Source organism: Streptomyces sp. NBC_01485 (genome assembly GCF_036227125.1).
Lineage (GTDB): Bacteria > Actinomycetota > Actinomycetes > Streptomycetales > Streptomycetaceae > Streptomyces.
Window position 1 is genome coordinate 2,745,260 of record NZ_CP109435.1, and the last position, 14,846, is coordinate 2,760,105.

Sequence of the window (14,846 nt, forward strand, 5' to 3'; positions counted from 1 at the left end):
CGGGGCCAGGGCCAGGGCGACAAGTGATCAGTTCGGCGCCGGGTCCTTCTCCGGGTCCTTTGACGTATCCCTTTCCGGAACCGGTGCCGGTGCCGTTACCGGTGCCGACTCGGCCACCGTCGCCGCCCCCGTCGCCATCACCGTAGCCGTGGCCATCGCCGTGGCGAACCGTGCCCGTGGCCCCATGAACAGGTACGACAGGCCGAAGCCGCCCGCCACCACCACAGCGCCGCCGGCCGCGTCCAGGATCCAGTGGTTGCCCGTTGCGACGATCGCCGAGACCGTGAAGAAGGGGTGGAGCAGGCCCAAGGCCTTCATCCACCACTTCGGGGCGACGATCGCGATGACGAGGCCGCACCACAGGGACCAGCCGAAGTGCAGGGACGGCATCGCCGCGTACTGGTTGGTGAGGGCCGTCAGGGTGCCGTAGTCCGGCTTGGAGAAGTCCTGGACGCCGTGGACCGTGTCGATGACGCCCAGGTTCGGCATCAGGCGGGGCGGGGCCAGCGGGTAGAGCCAGAAGCCGACCAGGGCCAGCAGGGTCGCGAAGCCCAGGGAGGCGCGGGCCCAGCGGTAGTCGACCGGGCGGCGCCAGTACAGGACCGCGAGGAGCGTGAGCGGGACCACGAAGTGGAAGGACTCGTAGTAGAAGTCGAAGAAGTCGCGCAGCCAGTCGACCTTGACCACCGCGTGGTTGGCCCAGTGCTCGATGTCGATGTGCAGGAAGCGTTCGAGGTCGAGGATCTGCTGGCCGTTGGCCTCCGCCCGGACCCGGCCGCCGGAGTTCGAGCCGCCCGTCGCCGCCAGCCTGACCTGCTGGTAGGCCGCGTACGTGACCCGGATGAGGAGGAGTTCCAGCAGCAGGTTCGGGCGGGTCAGGACTCGCTTCATGAACGGGAGCAGCGGGACGTGCTTCCAGCGTGTCGGGACGGGGGCCGCGTACTCCGTCGGGACCGGGGCCCGGTAGTACGGGGAGGTGCGCGGGAGGAACGGGACGACCGTCGCCGCGGCGATCGCGGCCAGCAGCACCACGTTGTCGCGCAGGGGGTACAGGGCCGGCATGTTCGGCAGCATCATCTTCGCCGGGAGGGTCATCACCAGGACCACCGCGACCGGCCAGACGTAGCGGTCCGACGCCCGCTTGCCGACCCTGCCGACGACCGCCAGCAGCACCCACAGGAGCTGGTGCTGCCAGGTCGTCGGGGAGACCGCGATCGCCGCGCAGCCGGTCAGGGCCACCGCCAGCAGCAGTTGGCCGTCGCGGGCGTAGCGGACCGCCCGGCGGATGCCGAGGACGGCCACGGCCGCGCCCAGCGACAGGAACAGGCCGATCTCCAGCGGGCCGGCGAGGCCGAGGCGCAGCAGCGCGCCGTGCAGGGACTGGTTGGCGAGCGCGTCCGCCGCGCCGCCGAGGCCGACGCCCGCCACATGGTGCACCCAGTAGGTGTACGAGTCGTGCGGCATCGCCGCCCAGGCGAGCGCGGTGCCCGCGGCGAACGTGGCGCCGGTGGCGGCCGCGGCGCGGCGGCGCCCGGTGAACCAGAGCAGGGCGGCGAAGAGCAGCACCGTCGGCTGGAGGGCGGCGGCCAGGCCGATCAGGACGCCGGCCGCCCGCCAGTCCCGGGCGACGAAGCAGCCGAGGAGGACGAGGAGGACGGGGATGATGCTGGTCTGGCCGAGCCAGAGCGTGTTGCGCACCGGCAGCGACAGCATGAGCAGGCTGATCGCGACCGGCGCGGCCAGCAGCGACGTCCGTCTGCTGATCGGCTGCGGCAGGGCGCGGGCGACGACCAGGCCGAGGGCGGCGACCAGCAGCAGGGTGCCGAAGGTCCAGCCCCAGCCGAGGGCCTGTTCGGCCGCCCGGGTGAGGGGTTTGAGGACGAGCCCGCCGAAGGGGGTGCCCGTGAACTGCGTGGAGTCGTAGAGCGAACCGTTGACGTGCAGTACGCCGTTGGGTCCGACCCACGTCTCGAGGTCTGTCAGCCGTTCTCCGCGTGGGGTGCCGAGGACCACGGCCACCTGGCGTACGGCCAGGACCGCCGCCACCAGCCAGAGGCCGAGGCGGGCCGCGCGCAGCCGCGCCCTCGCCGTGCCGGCCGCCGTCGACCCGAAGGCCTCCGCCGGCCGCCCGCTGTGCTCCGCATTCGCCACGCCTGGTCGGCCTCCGCCCCGTTCGTCCCACGCGTGCCGCGCGTGGGTTTTCTTAGCGCACCCTACGAGGGTCGCGCCTCCCCCGGACAGAGACGCAGGCCACCCCCACTTCACCTGACGTCCGCTCTCCTTTTGTCCGGAAGACGATAGTGGCCCTGAGGCACGGCCGCCTCCGCGGGGTCGGATCCCGGCCGGATCGGGGCGGGAATCGGATCACGGTGCGAACGGAACCCGTCCTTCCGCCGTACCGTCGTTGCCACCACACGCACGGCGGAGAGTGGCGAAGGGGATTCGAGGCATGGTCTGTTTCCTGCGGGGACAGCGAAAACGTTTACGTCAGCGTCTGCGTAGACGTTTACGTGGGCGGGTCGCGGCCGTTCTCCTGGCGCTGCTGGCGATCCAGCTCGGTTCGCTCGTCGCGCCGGCCTACGCCTGCGGCTGCGGCGCGCTGGTCCCGGGCGACGCGCGGCAGGTCGCGGTCGGCCGGGAGGTCTCCGTCGTGCGCTGGGACGGCGCGCAGGAGCAGATCGTCATGCGTCTGACGGTGGCCGGCGACGCCGAGCGGGCCGCCTGGATCATGCCGGTGCCGAACCGGGCGACCGTGCGGCTCGGCGACCCGGAGCTCTTCGACCAACTGGCCGGGGCGACCGCCCCCGAGCACCGCGCCCGCCGCCACTTCTGGCCGCAGGACGACGACTGGCCGCTGACCACCGGCGACGACATGGCGCCCCCGCCGCCGCCCGGCGCGGGGCCCGGCGGCGTCGGCGTGATCGGGCGCGAACGGCTCGGCCCGTTCGACGTGGCCCGGCTCACCGCCACCGACCCGGACGCCCTGGCCGACTGGCTGCGCACCAACGACTTCGCCCTCCCCGCCCGCCTCAAGACCGCCCTCCAGCCGTACGTCGACCGGCGCTGGGAGTACGTGGCGGTCCGGCTGGCCCCCGAGAACACCGGCACCGCGCTGCGCGGCGAGCTCGAACCGCTGCACCTCAGCTTCGCCGCCGACAGCCTCGTCTACCCGATGCGGCTGGCCCGGCTGGCGGCGTCGCCGCAGTCGCTGGGCCTGTACGTCCTCGCCGCCCACCGCATGGAACCGGCCTCCCGGATCGGCGGCGAGCGGCCCCGGGTGACCTTCGCGGGGCCGCTCGGGACGACGACGGGGCCGCTGGCCGAGCTGGCGAAGGGCATGCCGGACACCCCGTTCCTGACGGCCGTCGCCCAGGAGTTCCCGCGGCCCTCGGACATCTCCGGGGACCACGAACTGCGCCGGGCCCGGACCGACACCGCCTTCCGGCAGGTCGTCTACGAGGACCGGCTGCTCTCGGTGGCCGGGATCCCGGTGTGGCTGCTGACGGTGGTCGGCGGGCTGGCCGTCCTGAACACGGCCGCGGTCGTCCTGGGCGTGCGCTGGGGACGGGCCCGGCGCGCGAGCCTGTCGGGACCTCGCCATGCCGGGTCCCCCGCGCCGCACACGCCCCACACGCCCCACACGCCCCACACGCCCCGGGTGCCACCGGTGCCCTCGGCGCAACCGGGGCTCTCGGTGCAACCAGGGCCCTCGGTGCAACCAGGGCCCTCGGCGCCACCAGGGCCCTCGGCGCCGCCGACGCCGCCGAAGCCGTCCGCCCCACCCCGGACACCCCCCGTTCCGCCCCGGACACCCGCCGCGCCCTCCGCACCCCCCTCCGCGCCCACCTCCGCATCCCCCGCCCAACGCGCCGTCGCGCCCCGTGCGCCGAACGGCTGAATTCCTACCGTTGTCGTTAGCATTCCTAACGAGAAATGCCGCCCCTATCCCGTACGTCAGGCACACGAGAGGCAGAACGCATGAGCGAGTCCGAGTCGCAGGTCTGGGACGCCGTCGACGCCTACTTCACCGACCAGCTCTCCCCGGACGACGAGGTGACGGCGGCCGCGCTGCGCGACAGCGAGGCCGCCGGACTGCCGGCCATCAGCGTCACGGCGAACCAGGGCAAGCTGCTCCAGTTGTTCGCCGAGATCCAGGGCGCCCGGGCGATCCTGGAGATCGGCACGCTCGGCGGTTACAGCACGATCTGGATGGCCCGCGCGCTCCCCGCCGACGGCCGGCTGATCTCCCTGGAGTACGACCCCCGGCACGCGGAGGTCGCCGTCCGCAACATCGCCCGCGCCGGCCTCGACAAGGTGGTCGAGGTGCGGGTCGGGGCGGCCCTGGAGTCGCTGCCGCTGCTGGCCGACGAGAACCCGCCCCCGTTCGACCTCGTCTTCATCGACGCCGACAAGGCCAACAACCCCCACTACCTGGAGTGGGCGCTGAAGCTCACGAGCGTGGGCAGTCTGATCGTCGTCGACAACGTCGTACGGGGCGGCCGGGTCGTCGACGCGGACAGCGACGCGGGGGACGTGCTCGGCACCCGCGCCGCCGTCGAACTGATCGCCGCGCACCCGAGGTTGAGCGGCACGGCGATCCAGACGGTGGGGGCGAAGGGCTACGACGGTTTCGCGCTGGCACGCGTCCTGGCGTAGCAGCCTCCGCGAGGAAATGTGACACTCACCCCGGCGACTGTCACATTTCGTGATAGAAGCCCACGTTGACGCTGCGCGGCCCGGTGCGGTCGAGGACGATGATCTCGCCGGAGCCGCCGCGCGCCAGCGGCACGCTCCCGCCGTAGACGAGCGGCTGCGCGTACGCCCCGCTCACCAGCCGCACCTCGGAGGACGGCTCGTCCTGCGAGCCGCGCAGCCAGGACACCTGCCAGGTGCCCTCGGGCCCGCACAGGAACTCCAGGTGCACGCGGGAGACGAACAGCCAGTCGTCCGGGGTCGCGAGGCGGCACACGGACTTGTCCCGGCCCACCCGCAGCACGGCGCCCGGGTCACTGGGCGAGTCGGCCATCAGCATGCCGGCCGTGGCGCCTTCTTCCGTCCCGGAGACGGTGGCCATGGTCAGTTCGAGCACGTGCGCTCCCCTTGAGGTGTCTTTGACATGCCTGTCGGCGTCCTGAGTCCTAAGTGTGCTTGTACAGCGCCGCATGATAAATCGCCCGGGCCCACCGCGTCCGGCACAATGGACGCATGACCGAGCGAAGGCCACCGGGTATTCCGTTCGAGTCCTGGGTGGACAAGCAGATCCGTGACGCGGAGCGGCGCGGCGAGTTCGCCCGACTCCCGGGCGCGGGCAAGCCGTTGCCGCCGGGTACGGACACCTCGTACGACGAACTCTGGTGGATCAGACGCAAGATGGCCCGCGAGGGCCTCTCCGTCCTGCCGCCGACGCTCGCCCTGCGCAAGGAGGCGGAGGACGCGCTCGCGGCGGCGTACGCGGCGCCCTCGGAACGCATCGTCCGGAAGATCATCACAGACGTCAACGTCAAGCTCCGCGACATGATGTTCAAGCCGCCGCCCGGCCCCCCGCTGGGCATGAAGCCGTACGACGTCGAAGCGGTCGTACGGGAGTGGCGGGAGCACCGGGAGGACCGGGCGACGGCCGGGGAATCAGGTGCCTCAGGGGAGTCAGATGTGTAGCAGGCGCTCGGTCAGTTCGCGGTAGTCCCGCAGGGCCAGGCGGAGCTGCTCGGTGTCGACGGCCTCAGCGGACGTCGACGAGGTCGCGGACGATGCCGACGACCGGTCCTTGCCGCCCGCCGCCGTCGGCTGCTGCTGCTGCTGCTGCTGCTGCCAGGATCCGCGCAGGGTGCGGCGGCGCCGGTCCATGGCGTCGGTGAAGCGTGCGGCGAGTTCCTCCAGCACCTGGTCGGCCTCCGCGACGGCGTCCCGGGGCCCGTCGACGAACCCGACGACCGCGTCCCGCATGCGGGAGGCGAGACGGTCGTACTCGTCGTCCGGGAGGAGGGGCGCGCCGGGGGCGGTGGTTCCGGAAGTGGGTGTTCCGGAAGTGGGGGCCGTCCTGGTGGCCGTCGTGCGGTCCTTCTCCAGCGGCGTCGCGGCCCGCATCCGGTCCGTCCGGTCCGGCCTGTCGTCCGTCGGCCGATGCTTCTCCGGGGTCGTGCCCGGCTTGGGTGTGGTGCTCGGGGTCATGTCCGGTGTCGGGTTCGGCGTCACGTTCGGTGTCGTGTCCGGCATGGTGTTCAGCCCTCCTTCGCCTGGTGGCGGTGGAAGCCCCGGGGCAGGTGGCGGCCGGGGCGGGAGCGGTCCTGGGGCGCGGACTGCTGCGCGCGGTGGCGGCCCGAGTCCCGGTGGGCCCGGCCGACCAGGTCGTCGAAGAGGGCGCGGGCCTCGACCATGGCGGCCCGCATGTCCTCCGTACCGCCTGACGTGTCCTCCGCACCGCCGGTACCGCCCTCGCCGCCGGTCGGGCGGGCGCCTGCGGCGCGGTGGACGCGCCGGTAGCCGTGGACGTGGTCGGCGTGGTGGACGGAGAGCGCGCCGAGCTGTTCCTCGTACTGGCCGCCGTCCGGGAAGCCGCGGGCGCCGGCGACCTCCGCGAGCAGGCGGTCCGCCTCGGTGACCGCCTCCCGGGGCGAGTCGACGAACCGCTCCTGCGCGGCCGTCCAGCGGGCCGTGAACCGTTCGCGCTCGGCGGGCTCCAGGGGCCGTTCGCGCAGTCCGCCGTGCCGATGCACGAGCGCGTCGAGCTCCTGCTCGGCCGCGTCGACGTCTCCGCCGTGGCGGGCGACGGCCCGGTCGTACTCGGGCCCGAAGCGGTGCTTCAGGCCGCGTCCGCCGTGCGAGCCGCGGGCCCGCACGGCCAGGACTGCCGCGACGGCGACGATGGCCGCCACGACCACGATCAGAGCGATGATCACTCCTGTGGACATGCCTTGCCTTCCGGTGTGTCGGCCCCACGGGCCGGTTCCCGTGTCGGGTTGCCCGGACGGCCCCACCCAAACCGCGCGGCGCGGTGTGTCGATCCGGCGGCGGCCCGATCGACGCGACATTGAATCCTCCCCATCGTGAACGAGGGGGATTCCTGGCTCAGGCCGCCTCCGGAGGCAGCGCCTCCGGGGGTCTTCCGCCATCAGCACCAGCCGGGTCGAGACCAGCCCGGATGAGCATCACACGTGCGGAGTTCTTGTCCCTGGGGGAGGAGACTCCGCATGTGGTGCAGGTGTAGGTGCGCATCCCCAGCGGCAGTGCGTGCTTGGCTCTCGCATCGCAGTGCGCGCAGTCCATCGTGGTGTGCGCGGGGTGTACCAGGTACACGGCCCGGCCGTGCTTGCGGCCCATCCCGATCAGGGCCTGTTTGGTGGCGCCGATGGCGGCGTCAGCGGCCTTCTTGGCCATGGTGGACTTGGCGAGGAACTTCGGCTTGAAGTCCTCGACCGCGAGGGCGTCGTGGTCGCGGACAACCTTCTTGGCCCACTTGCGGCCGGTGTCCTCACGCTGCCGGGCGGCCTTCTTGTACGTCTTGGCCCGCAGCTTCTTCGCCTCGCGGTAGCCCTTCGAGGCGGCCTGCCCCTTCTTGGGCCTGCGCCGGGCCATCATCCGGTCATACCGGGTCAGTTCCGCCTGCGCCTTCCTGCCGTGCTCGGCGTGGGGGAGGTCGTGCGCGTCGGACGTGGTGGTCGCGGTCTCCTTCACGCCCCAGTCGATGCCGATCACCGAACCGGTCCCGGACAACGGCTGGACCTCGGCGGGAACAACGAAGGAGCAATACCAATGGCCGATACCGTCCCGGTACACCCGTACCGAACCGGGCGGCCTGGGCAGTTCCCGCGACCACACCACGGTCAGCGCGATGCCCCCGGCCAGGTACAGGAGCCCGTCCTTGAGGCGGAACCCGCGCTGTGTGTAGTTCAGGCTCGGGTCGGCCTCGCGCTTCTTCTTGCACTTCGGCATCCCCGCGCGCTGCCGCTGCGGCAGCCGGGCCTTGATGTCCTTCTGTGCTTTGGCGCGGGACTTGGCGAAGTCGCGGATGATCTGCTGCTGCGGGACCGAGCTGCCCTCACGCAGCCACGCGTTCGCGGTGCGGGCCTCGGTCAGCATCTTGTCGAGCTGAGCAGGGCCGCACGTTCGCCTGTCCGCACGTTCGGGGCGGCTCTTGTTCCACACGTGGGTCTGCTTGGACTTGGCGCAGCTCTCGTTCCAGATCCATCGGCAGCGCGCCCATTCCGCCTCAAGGGCGGCGAGCGCGGTGGACGACACGCGAAGCCGGAAAGTCCACCGGGCATACCCGGTGTCCTCGCCTTCCTTCACTGTCACCATGGCCCCATAATGGCCCTATTCTGGGGGTATGGTCAAACTGAACCTCAGGCTCCCCGACGCTCTTCATGCACGGCTGACCGCTCGCGCCGCTGCGGACCGGCGGTCCCTCAACGCCGAGATCCTGCACTTCATCGAGGTCGCCCTCGGCTCTCCCGTGGTGGACTCCGAATCGCCCGGCGGCGATTCGGCTTCTCCTGCCCCGCTACGCGGGAAGCCGGATTCCTCCCCGGCGTGAACGCCGGGGCATCCTCCAGTTTTCAGGGTGAAGGACCGCGGCAAGGAACAAGGGAACAGCGGTCCGGAACAGGAGGTTGTCATGGGTGAGGTCATCGCACGGCTGGCCGTGTCGCTCGACGGATACGTCGCGGGCCCGGAGTCGGGGCCCGAGCACCCGCTCGGCATCGGCGGGGAGCGCCTGCACGCGTGGGTGTACGGGCTGCGTACGTTCCGGCGGATGCAGGGGATGACGGGCGGGGAGACCGGGCCGGACGACGACCTGGTCGCCGAGCACGTCGCCCGGCCCGGCGCGGTGGTGATGGGCCACGGCATGTTCATGAACGGAGAGATCCCCTGGGGCGACGACCCGCCCTTCCACGCGCCGGTGTACGTCGTCACCCACCACCCGCGCACGTCCCTGGTGAAGCAGGGCGGCACCACCTTCCACTTCGTCACCGAGGGCCCCGGGCGGGCGCTGGAGCTGGCCCGGGAGGCGGCGGGCGACAAGGACGTCTCGCTGGCGGGTGGGGCCGACCTGGTGCAGCAGTTCATCCGCAACGGCTGGCTGGACGAGCTGCTGCTGCACGTCGTACCGGTGCTCGTGTGCGGCGGGCGGCGGCTGTTCGGCGACCGGGGCGAACTCGGCGACCAGCACATCGAGTGGCGGAAGACGCAGGTGCTGGACTCGCCGGAGGTCACGCATATCCGGTTGCGGGCCCCGCACACCGTCGCCGCAGAATGAGCGGATGACGCAGAGGCGCGGAGGGCACAGCGGGCCCCGGATGACGCAGAGGGCGCGGAAGACGAGAGGGCGCGGATGAGCTGGACCATTGCCCCGGAACCCGTCGACTCGCCGGTCGCCGTCGCGCTCTGGCGGGAGTACTACACGGAGGTCAGCGACCGCTGGTACCTGCTGCACGAGGGGCGCCGGACCGACCCGGACGAGCTGGAGCGGGAGATCGCCGCCCGGAACTGGGCCGAACTCACCCCGCCCGGCGGGCAGTTGGTGATCGGGCGGCATGACGGTGCGGCGGGCGGCTGTGCGGGCGTACGGCTGCTGGACGCGACGACGGCCGAGCTGAAGCGGGTGTTCGTACGGGAGGGGCTGCGGAGCAGGGGCGGCGCGCCGCTCCTCGTCCGGGCCGCCGAGGACGCCGCCCGCGCGCTCGGCGCCACGCGGATGGTCCTGGACACCCGCGGCGACCTGGTCGAGGCCCGTGCCCTGTACGCCCGGCTGGGCTACGCGGAGACCGGGCCGTACAACGACGACCCGTACGCCGAGCACTGGTTCGCGAAGCCGCTCGGCGAGCTCGGCGAGAACGTCAGGGAAGTCGGTGGTCTGGTACCACCCGGCCGTCGTACGGCTGTTCCCGGTCCGAGCCGCACAGTTCGGCGTTCAGCTCCTTGACCAGTTGGACGAGGTCGGTGGGCCGGTCCGGGCCCCACCAGTCGCCGAGCAGCTCGGCCAGCGACTCCTCGCGGGCCGCGGCGAGGCGTTCGGCGGCCTCACGGCCCTCGTCCGTCAGCACCATGTCGGGCCCGTCGCGCACGGCGAGCCGGCGCCCCTCGACCTGCCGGACGGCCTCGACGATCACCGACAGCGGGACGGTGCTGCGCTCGGCGAGCACGCTCGGCTCGACAGTGCCGTCCCGCTTGATGCGCAGCAGCAGCCAGCTCGCGGCCGGGAGGAGGTCGTAGCCGGACCGTGCGGTGATCGTCCGGTAGATCTCGCGGCGGCCCTCGCGGGTGCCGAGGACGGACAGCGCCCGGCACACCTCGTCGTACGAGGAGCGCTCCACCGGGTTGCTGGCCAGGGTCTCCGTCACATCGGGCGCGGTGACCGAGCCGCGCAGCGGGTCCTCCTTGAGGAACCACGCCAGGACGAAGCCGAGCAGCGCGACCGGGGCGGCGTACAGGAAGACGTCGGTGATGGAGGAGGCGTACGCGTGCAGGACGCGCGGGCGCAGGGCGGGCGGCAGGTCGGCGATGCCGCGCGGGTCGGACTCCAGTCCGCCGACCGAGACCCCGGACGCCCCGGACGGGAGTCTTACGCCGCGGAAGGCGTCCGTGAGCTTGTCGCCGAGGCGGCTCGCGAAGACCGTGCCGAAGATGGCGACGCCGAAGGAGGCGCCGATGGAGCGGAAGAAGGTCGCGCCGGAGGTGGCGACGCCGAGATCCTCGTAGCCGACCGCGTTCTGCACGATCAGCACCAGGACCTGCATGACCAGGCCCAGTCCGAGGCCGAAGACGAGGAAGCAGGCGCTCATCTCGCCGGTGGAGCTGTGCTCGTCGAGCTGGTGGAGGAGGAGCAGGCCGAAGGTGGTGACGGCGGTGCCCGCGATCGGGAACACCTTCCAGCGGCCGGTGCGGCTGACGATCTGGCCCGAGACCGTGGACGACAGGAGCAGGCCCCCCACCATCGGCAGCATGTGGACGCCGGACATGGTCGGCGAGACGCCGTGCACGACCTGGAGGAAAGTCGGCAGGTACGTCATCGCGCCGAACATCGCGAAGCCGACGATGAAGCTGATCACGGCGGAGAGGGTGAAGGTGCGGATGCCGAACAGCTTGAGGGGCAGGACGGGTTCGGCCGCCCGGCGTTCCACGGCCACGAACGCCACGGCGAGGAGCGCGCCCAGCACCGCGAGGCCGACGATCCGCGGCGAGCCCCAGTCCCAGGTGGTGCCGCCGAGGGAGGCCACCAGGACCAGGCAGGTGGCGACGGACGCGATGAGGAAGGTGCCGAGGTAGTCGATGACGTGCTTGGTCGACTTGCGCGGGATGCGCAGGACCGTCGCGATGACGGCGAGTGCGACGACGCCCACGGGCAGGTTGACGTAGAACACCCAGCGCCAGCTGAGGTGTTCGGTGAACAGGCCGCCCAGCAGCGGGCCGAGGACACTCGTGGCGCCGAACACCGCGCCGAACAGACCCTGGTAGCGGCCCCGGTCACGCGGCGGGACGATGTCGCCGACGATCGCCATCGACAGCACCATCAACCCGCCGCCGCCCAGGCCCTGGGCGGCCCGGAAGGCGATCAGCTGCGGCATGTTTTGCGCCATTCCGCACAGCGCCGAACCGATCAGGAAGAGGACGATCGCGGTCTGGAACAGTCTCTTGCGACCGTACTGGTCGCCCAGTTTGCCCCACAGCGGGGTCGCGGCCGTCGACGCCAGCATGTAGGCCGTGACCACCCACGACAGGTGTTCCATACCACCGAGGTCGCTGACGATCGTGGGCAGGGCGGTCGACACGATCGTCTGGTCGAGGGCGGCGAGGAACATGCCGAGCAGCAGGGCGCCGATCGAGACGAGGACGTTTCCGGACACGTGTTCCTGACGCGGATCCGCCGTCCTGCTGTGCGCGTCCAAGGCCATGGATGCCTCCTGAGGCTGGTGACCCTTTACATCGTGTTACGTCGCGATCGGACCATCTACATCGTGATCGGTGTGACGCGTTACGGCCTCTCGAGTCCCCCCGGATTTTGGCGGAAGCCGGCATTCCGGGGGCGGTGGGCAGCCGGTTGTGTGGAGGATCCGCATAATCTCGGGAGCTTGGATGGGGAGGGACGAACACGTGATCGATCCGACGGGGCAGCAGGGGCGACCGGAGCGGCACGGGCTGCTGTGCCCGGAGTGCGGAGCGCTCCGCGCGCCCGACAACACCCCGTCCTGCTCCTGCGCCCGGCGCGCCGCCGAGACCCTGCACGACACCCGCACGACGGAGGCGGCCGCGGCGGAGGACTTCAATCCGCTGCGGATACGGCCGTACGTGGAGCTGGACGGTGCGGGGGCGTCCGCGAAGGGGGCCGACAGGGGGGCGGCCGACAGTGGCGCCGGGGGCGGTGGCCCGTCGGGCTCCTCGTACTCGTCCCGCCCATCGGGCGCGTCCCGCTCGTCGGACGAGGCCGACGGTGAGCTGACCATGCCGTTGCAGGCGGTTCCGGCGGACGCGACGGCGGCGCTGCCCACTCCCTTCGCCCCGCCCGTCTCCGCGCCCAGCACCACCGACCTGCGCCTGTTCGAGGCGGCGGACGTCGGCCCCGCACGCCTCGGCCCCGCACACCTCGACGACGAGGAACCGCGACGCCCGCGTCGCCGCCGCCGGGCGCTGCTGGTGGCGTCGTCCGCCGCCGTCGTGGCCGTGGTGGCTGCGGCCGGGTTCGCGAGCGGGCTGTTCTCCTACGAGAAGCCGACGCGCGACGGGGCCGCCCCCAAGGACGTACGGGCCGCCGTGCCCGACACCTCGACCAGCAGCCCGGCCTCCGCGTCGCCGTCGGTGAGCCGTTCCGCGTCCCCGTCGGCCTCCGACGCCTCGCCGTCGCCCTCCGAGAGCGCGAGCCCGTCGCCCTCCGCGTCGGAGGAGAGCGCGTTGCCCTCCACGTCGCCGTCGGCCACGGCGAGCGAGACCGCGCCGACCGTCCGCGCCACCGGGTCCCTGGGGCCGCCCGAGAACGGGGCCGACAAGAACGGGAACGGAGGGAGCGCCGACGGCACGGTGCTGCGGCGCGGCGACACGGGTGCCGAGGTGATCGAACTCCAGTTGCGGCTGGGGCAGTTGTCCCTCTACACCGGCGAGGTCGACGGCACGTTCAGCGGTGAGGTCGAGGAGGCCCTGCGCGACTACCAGTCTTCCAAGGGGACGACGGCGGACGGGCCGGGCGTGTACGGGGCGTTGACGCGGGCGATCCTGGAGTCCGAGACCAAGGAGCCGTAGGGCGCTCTGGCCGGGCGTACCGGGGGCTGCCGCCGCCCCCCAGGCCCCCGCTTCGGCCCTTGAGGGGCCTCGTCCTCAATCGCCGGACGGGCTAGGTGATGCCCAGCCCTGAAGCGTCCTCACCCTGCGTGAATGCGTACCCCGTCCCCCACGACCTCCACCCGCACCCCCGACAGATCCCGCACCACCACATCCGGCCCGTGCGCAGCCGCCCGCGCCCCTACCCCCACGACCCGCATCCCGGCGGCGCGCCCCGCCGCGATGCCCGCGCCGGAGTCCTCGAACACCACGCAGTCCGCCGGGGCGACGCCCAGCTCGGCCGCGCCCTTGAGGAAGCCCTCGGGGTCCGGCTTGCTCGCGCCCACCGACTCGGCGGTGACGCGCACGCCGGGGAGTTCCAGTCCCGCCGCGGCCATCCGGGCGGTCGACAGGGGGACGTCCGCCGAGGTGACCAGCGCGTGCGGGACGCCCCGCAGGGCGGCGAGGAACTCGGGCGCTCCGGGCACCGGCACGACGCCCTCCAGGTCGGCGGTCTCCTCGGCGAGCATCCGCGCGTTGTCCGCGAGGTTCAGGTGCGTCGGCCGGCCGGGCAGCAGCACGGCCATCGAGGCGTGCCCCTGACGGCCGTGGACGACCTTCATGACCTCGTCCCCGTCGAGCCCGTGCGCGTCGGCCCAGCGGCGCCAGATCCGCTCGACGACGGCATCGGAGTTCACGAGGGTGCCGTCCATGTCGAGCAGGAGGGCGCGGGCGGCCAGGACCGGCATCAGCAGCTCCAGGTAGACGGAAACAAGGTGGTCCCGCCCGCCGGTCAGGGAAAACGGACGGGAGCCACTTTGTTTCCCCACGGTACAAAAAGAGCGGGCCCCGCCGCCACTCCCGCCGGAAACCTGCGCGAACCGTTCACCGGGCGTTCAGCTCAGCCCGCCCGTCGGCCCGCCCCTCAGCCCGCCCCTCGGCCCGCCCCGCACCCGGCCTCAGCCGGCGATCGCCTCCCACAGGCTCCACACCCCGAGCGCCAGCATCAGCAGCGCCGCGATCCGGGTGATCAGCTTCAGCGGCACCCGCTTCATCAGCGCCTTTCCGCCGACGATGCCGAGCCCTGCGACCGCCCACAGCGCGAGCACCGCGCCGAGCCCGACGGAGAGCGGGTCGTCGTAGCGGGCGGCGAGGTTGGCGGTCATGATCTGCGTGAGGTCCCCGAACTCGGCGACCAGGATCAGCATGAAGCCCGCGCCCGCGACCTTCCAGAAGGACTGGTCCTCGGGCCGCCGGATCTCCTCGTCGCCGTCGTCCTTCTTCAGCAGCAGCACCGCCGCGCCGCCCAGGAACAGCACGCCCGTCAGCGCCTGCACGAGCTGCTGCGGGAGCAGGGTCAGCACGCTGCCCGCCGCGACGGCCAGCGCGACATGCAGCGCGAAGGCGGCGGCGACACCTGCGAAGACGTACGAGGCGCGGTAGCGGGTGCCGAGGACGAGGCCGGCGAGCGCGGTCTTGTCGGGCAGCTCGGCCAGGAAGACGACGCCGAAGACGACCGCCGTCACGGTGATGCTGATCAAGGTTCCTCAATCGGTCGGGAGCCGCCCCACCGAGAGTCCCGGCCCTTCAGAACAGACGCC

The 14,846-nt window shown here is 72.2% G+C and carries 14 protein-coding genes and 1 pseudogene; 7 read left to right on the plus strand and 8 right to left on the minus strand.

Features of this window, described 5'->3' with window-relative positions:
- Nucleotides 1–27: 27 nt before the first annotated feature.
- Nucleotides 28–2,151: a bifunctional glycosyltransferase 87/phosphatase PAP2 family protein gene (locus tag OG352_RS12580; RefSeq protein WP_329216770.1), complete on the minus strand. Its 2,124-nt coding sequence runs from the start codon at nucleotides 2,149–2,151 to the stop codon at nucleotides 28–30.
- Between the two features lie 298 nt (nucleotides 2,152–2,449).
- On the opposite strand from OG352_RS12580, the gene OG352_RS12585 reads away from it, so the two are divergent.
- Nucleotides 2,450–3,898 carry a DUF2330 domain-containing protein gene (locus OG352_RS12585; protein ID WP_329216772.1) on the plus strand — a complete coding sequence of 483 codons (1,449 nt, stop codon included), beginning with the start codon at nucleotides 2,450–2,452 and terminating at the stop codon, nucleotides 3,896–3,898.
- Between the two features lie 80 nt (nucleotides 3,899–3,978).
- Nucleotides 3,979–4,656: an O-methyltransferase gene (locus OG352_RS12590; RefSeq protein WP_329216773.1), complete on the plus strand. Its 678-nt coding sequence runs from the start codon at nucleotides 3,979–3,981 to the stop codon at nucleotides 4,654–4,656.
- 40 nt (nucleotides 4,657–4,696) lie between these two features.
- On the opposite strand, the gene OG352_RS12595 is transcribed toward OG352_RS12590, so the two are convergent.
- Nucleotides 4,697–5,089: a hypothetical protein gene (locus OG352_RS12595; protein ID WP_329216774.1), complete on the minus strand. Its 393-nt coding sequence runs from the start codon at nucleotides 5,087–5,089 to the stop codon at nucleotides 4,697–4,699.
- A 116-nt stretch (nucleotides 5,090–5,205) separates the two neighbouring features.
- On the opposite strand from OG352_RS12595, the gene OG352_RS12600 reads away from it, so the two are divergent.
- On the plus strand, nucleotides 5,206–5,655 hold the full coding sequence (locus OG352_RS12600; protein WP_329216775.1) for a J-domain-containing protein: 450 nt from the start codon (nucleotides 5,206–5,208) through the stop codon (nucleotides 5,653–5,655).
- Here OG352_RS12600 and OG352_RS12605 read toward each other — a convergent pair.
- From OG352_RS12605 to OG352_RS12615, 3 genes are all read right to left on the minus strand, one after another.
- Nucleotides 5,644–6,213 carry a hypothetical protein gene (locus OG352_RS12605; RefSeq protein WP_329216777.1) on the minus strand — a complete coding sequence of 190 codons (570 nt, stop codon included), beginning with the start codon at nucleotides 6,211–6,213 and terminating at the stop codon, nucleotides 5,644–5,646. The genes OG352_RS12600 and OG352_RS12605 overlap by 12 nt on opposite strands.
- A gap of 5 nt (nucleotides 6,214–6,218) precedes the next feature.
- A complete protein-coding gene (locus OG352_RS12610) occupies nucleotides 6,219–6,908 on the minus strand; it encodes a hypothetical protein (RefSeq protein WP_329216778.1) in 690 nt (229 codons plus the stop codon).
- A 157-nt stretch (nucleotides 6,909–7,065) separates the two neighbouring features.
- Nucleotides 7,066–8,295 (minus strand): RNA-guided endonuclease InsQ/TnpB family protein, encoded by a 1,230-nt coding sequence (locus tag OG352_RS12615; protein ID WP_329216779.1) that lies wholly within the window; start codon nucleotides 8,293–8,295, stop codon nucleotides 7,066–7,068.
- A 28-nt stretch (nucleotides 8,296–8,323) separates the two neighbouring features.
- On the opposite strand from OG352_RS12615, the gene OG352_RS12620 reads away from it, so the two are divergent.
- The 3 genes and pseudogenes from OG352_RS12620 to OG352_RS12630 form a co-directional block, all read left to right on the plus strand.
- Nucleotides 8,324–8,530 carry a FitA-like ribbon-helix-helix domain-containing protein gene (locus OG352_RS12620; RefSeq protein WP_329216780.1) on the plus strand — a complete coding sequence of 69 codons (207 nt, stop codon included), beginning with the start codon at nucleotides 8,324–8,326 and terminating at the stop codon, nucleotides 8,528–8,530.
- An 81-nt stretch (nucleotides 8,531–8,611) separates the two neighbouring features.
- Nucleotides 8,612–9,253, plus strand: coding sequence for a dihydrofolate reductase family protein (locus OG352_RS12625; protein WP_329216782.1), 642 nt, complete (start codon nucleotides 8,612–8,614; stop codon nucleotides 9,251–9,253).
- 75 nt (nucleotides 9,254–9,328) lie between these two features.
- Nucleotides 9,329–9,814, plus strand: a pseudogene (locus tag OG352_RS12630) (GNAT family N-acetyltransferase); the annotation flags it as partial.
- 19 nt (nucleotides 9,815–9,833) lie between these two features.
- On the opposite strand, the gene OG352_RS12635 reads toward OG352_RS12630, so the two are convergent.
- Nucleotides 9,834–11,888: an MDR family MFS transporter gene (locus OG352_RS12635; protein ID WP_329216786.1), complete on the minus strand. Its 2,055-nt coding sequence runs from the start codon at nucleotides 11,886–11,888 to the stop codon at nucleotides 9,834–9,836.
- Between the two features lie 199 nt (nucleotides 11,889–12,087).
- Between OG352_RS12635 and OG352_RS12640 the strand changes: the two genes are divergently transcribed.
- Nucleotides 12,088–13,227, plus strand: a complete 1,140-nt coding sequence (locus tag OG352_RS12640) for a peptidoglycan-binding domain-containing protein (protein WP_329216788.1) — start codon at nucleotides 12,088–12,090, stop codon at nucleotides 13,225–13,227.
- A 119-nt stretch (nucleotides 13,228–13,346) separates the two neighbouring features.
- Here the strand turns inward: OG352_RS12640 and OG352_RS12645 are convergent, their stop codons facing one another.
- Nucleotides 13,347–13,994 (minus strand): HAD-IA family hydrolase, encoded by a 648-nt coding sequence (locus OG352_RS12645; protein ID WP_329223805.1) that lies wholly within the window; start codon nucleotides 13,992–13,994, stop codon nucleotides 13,347–13,349.
- A 210-nt stretch (nucleotides 13,995–14,204) separates the two neighbouring features.
- The gene (locus OG352_RS12650; RefSeq protein ID WP_329216790.1) at nucleotides 14,205–14,786 is read right to left on the minus strand and encodes a TMEM165/GDT1 family protein; all 582 of its coding nucleotides are present in this window, start codon (nucleotides 14,784–14,786) and stop codon (nucleotides 14,205–14,207) included.
- Nucleotides 14,787–14,846: the final 60 nt, after the last annotated feature.

Bases quoted from the DNA above. Each gene is read 5' to 3' on its own strand.
- OG352_RS12585 (WP_329216772.1), top strand. From the start codon at position 2,450: ATGGTCTGTTTCCTGCGGGGACAGCGAAAACGTTTACGTCAGCGTCTG.
- OG352_RS12590 (WP_329216773.1), top strand. From the start codon at position 3,979: ATGAGCGAGTCCGAGTCGCAGGTCTGGGACGCCGTCGACGCCTACTTC.
- OG352_RS12600 (WP_329216775.1), top strand. From the start codon at position 5,206: ATGACCGAGCGAAGGCCACCGGGTATTCCGTTCGAGTCCTGGGTGGAC.
- OG352_RS12605 (WP_329216777.1), bottom strand. From the start codon at position 6,213: ATGCCGGACACGACACCGAACGTGACGCCGAACCCGACACCGGACATG.
- OG352_RS12610 (WP_329216778.1), bottom strand. From the start codon at position 6,908: ATGTCCACAGGAGTGATCATCGCTCTGATCGTGGTCGTGGCGGCCATC.
- OG352_RS12615 (WP_329216779.1), bottom strand. From the start codon at position 8,295: ATGGTGACAGTGAAGGAAGGCGAGGACACCGGGTATGCCCGGTGGACT.
- OG352_RS12620 (WP_329216780.1), top strand. From the start codon at position 8,324: ATGGTCAAACTGAACCTCAGGCTCCCCGACGCTCTTCATGCACGGCTG.
- OG352_RS12625 (WP_329216782.1), top strand. From the start codon at position 8,612: ATGGGTGAGGTCATCGCACGGCTGGCCGTGTCGCTCGACGGATACGTC.
- OG352_RS12635 (WP_329216786.1), bottom strand. From the start codon at position 11,888: ATGGCCTTGGACGCGCACAGCAGGACGGCGGATCCGCGTCAGGAACAC.
- OG352_RS12645 (WP_329223805.1), bottom strand. From the start codon at position 13,994: ATGCCGGTCCTGGCCGCCCGCGCCCTCCTGCTCGACATGGACGGCACC.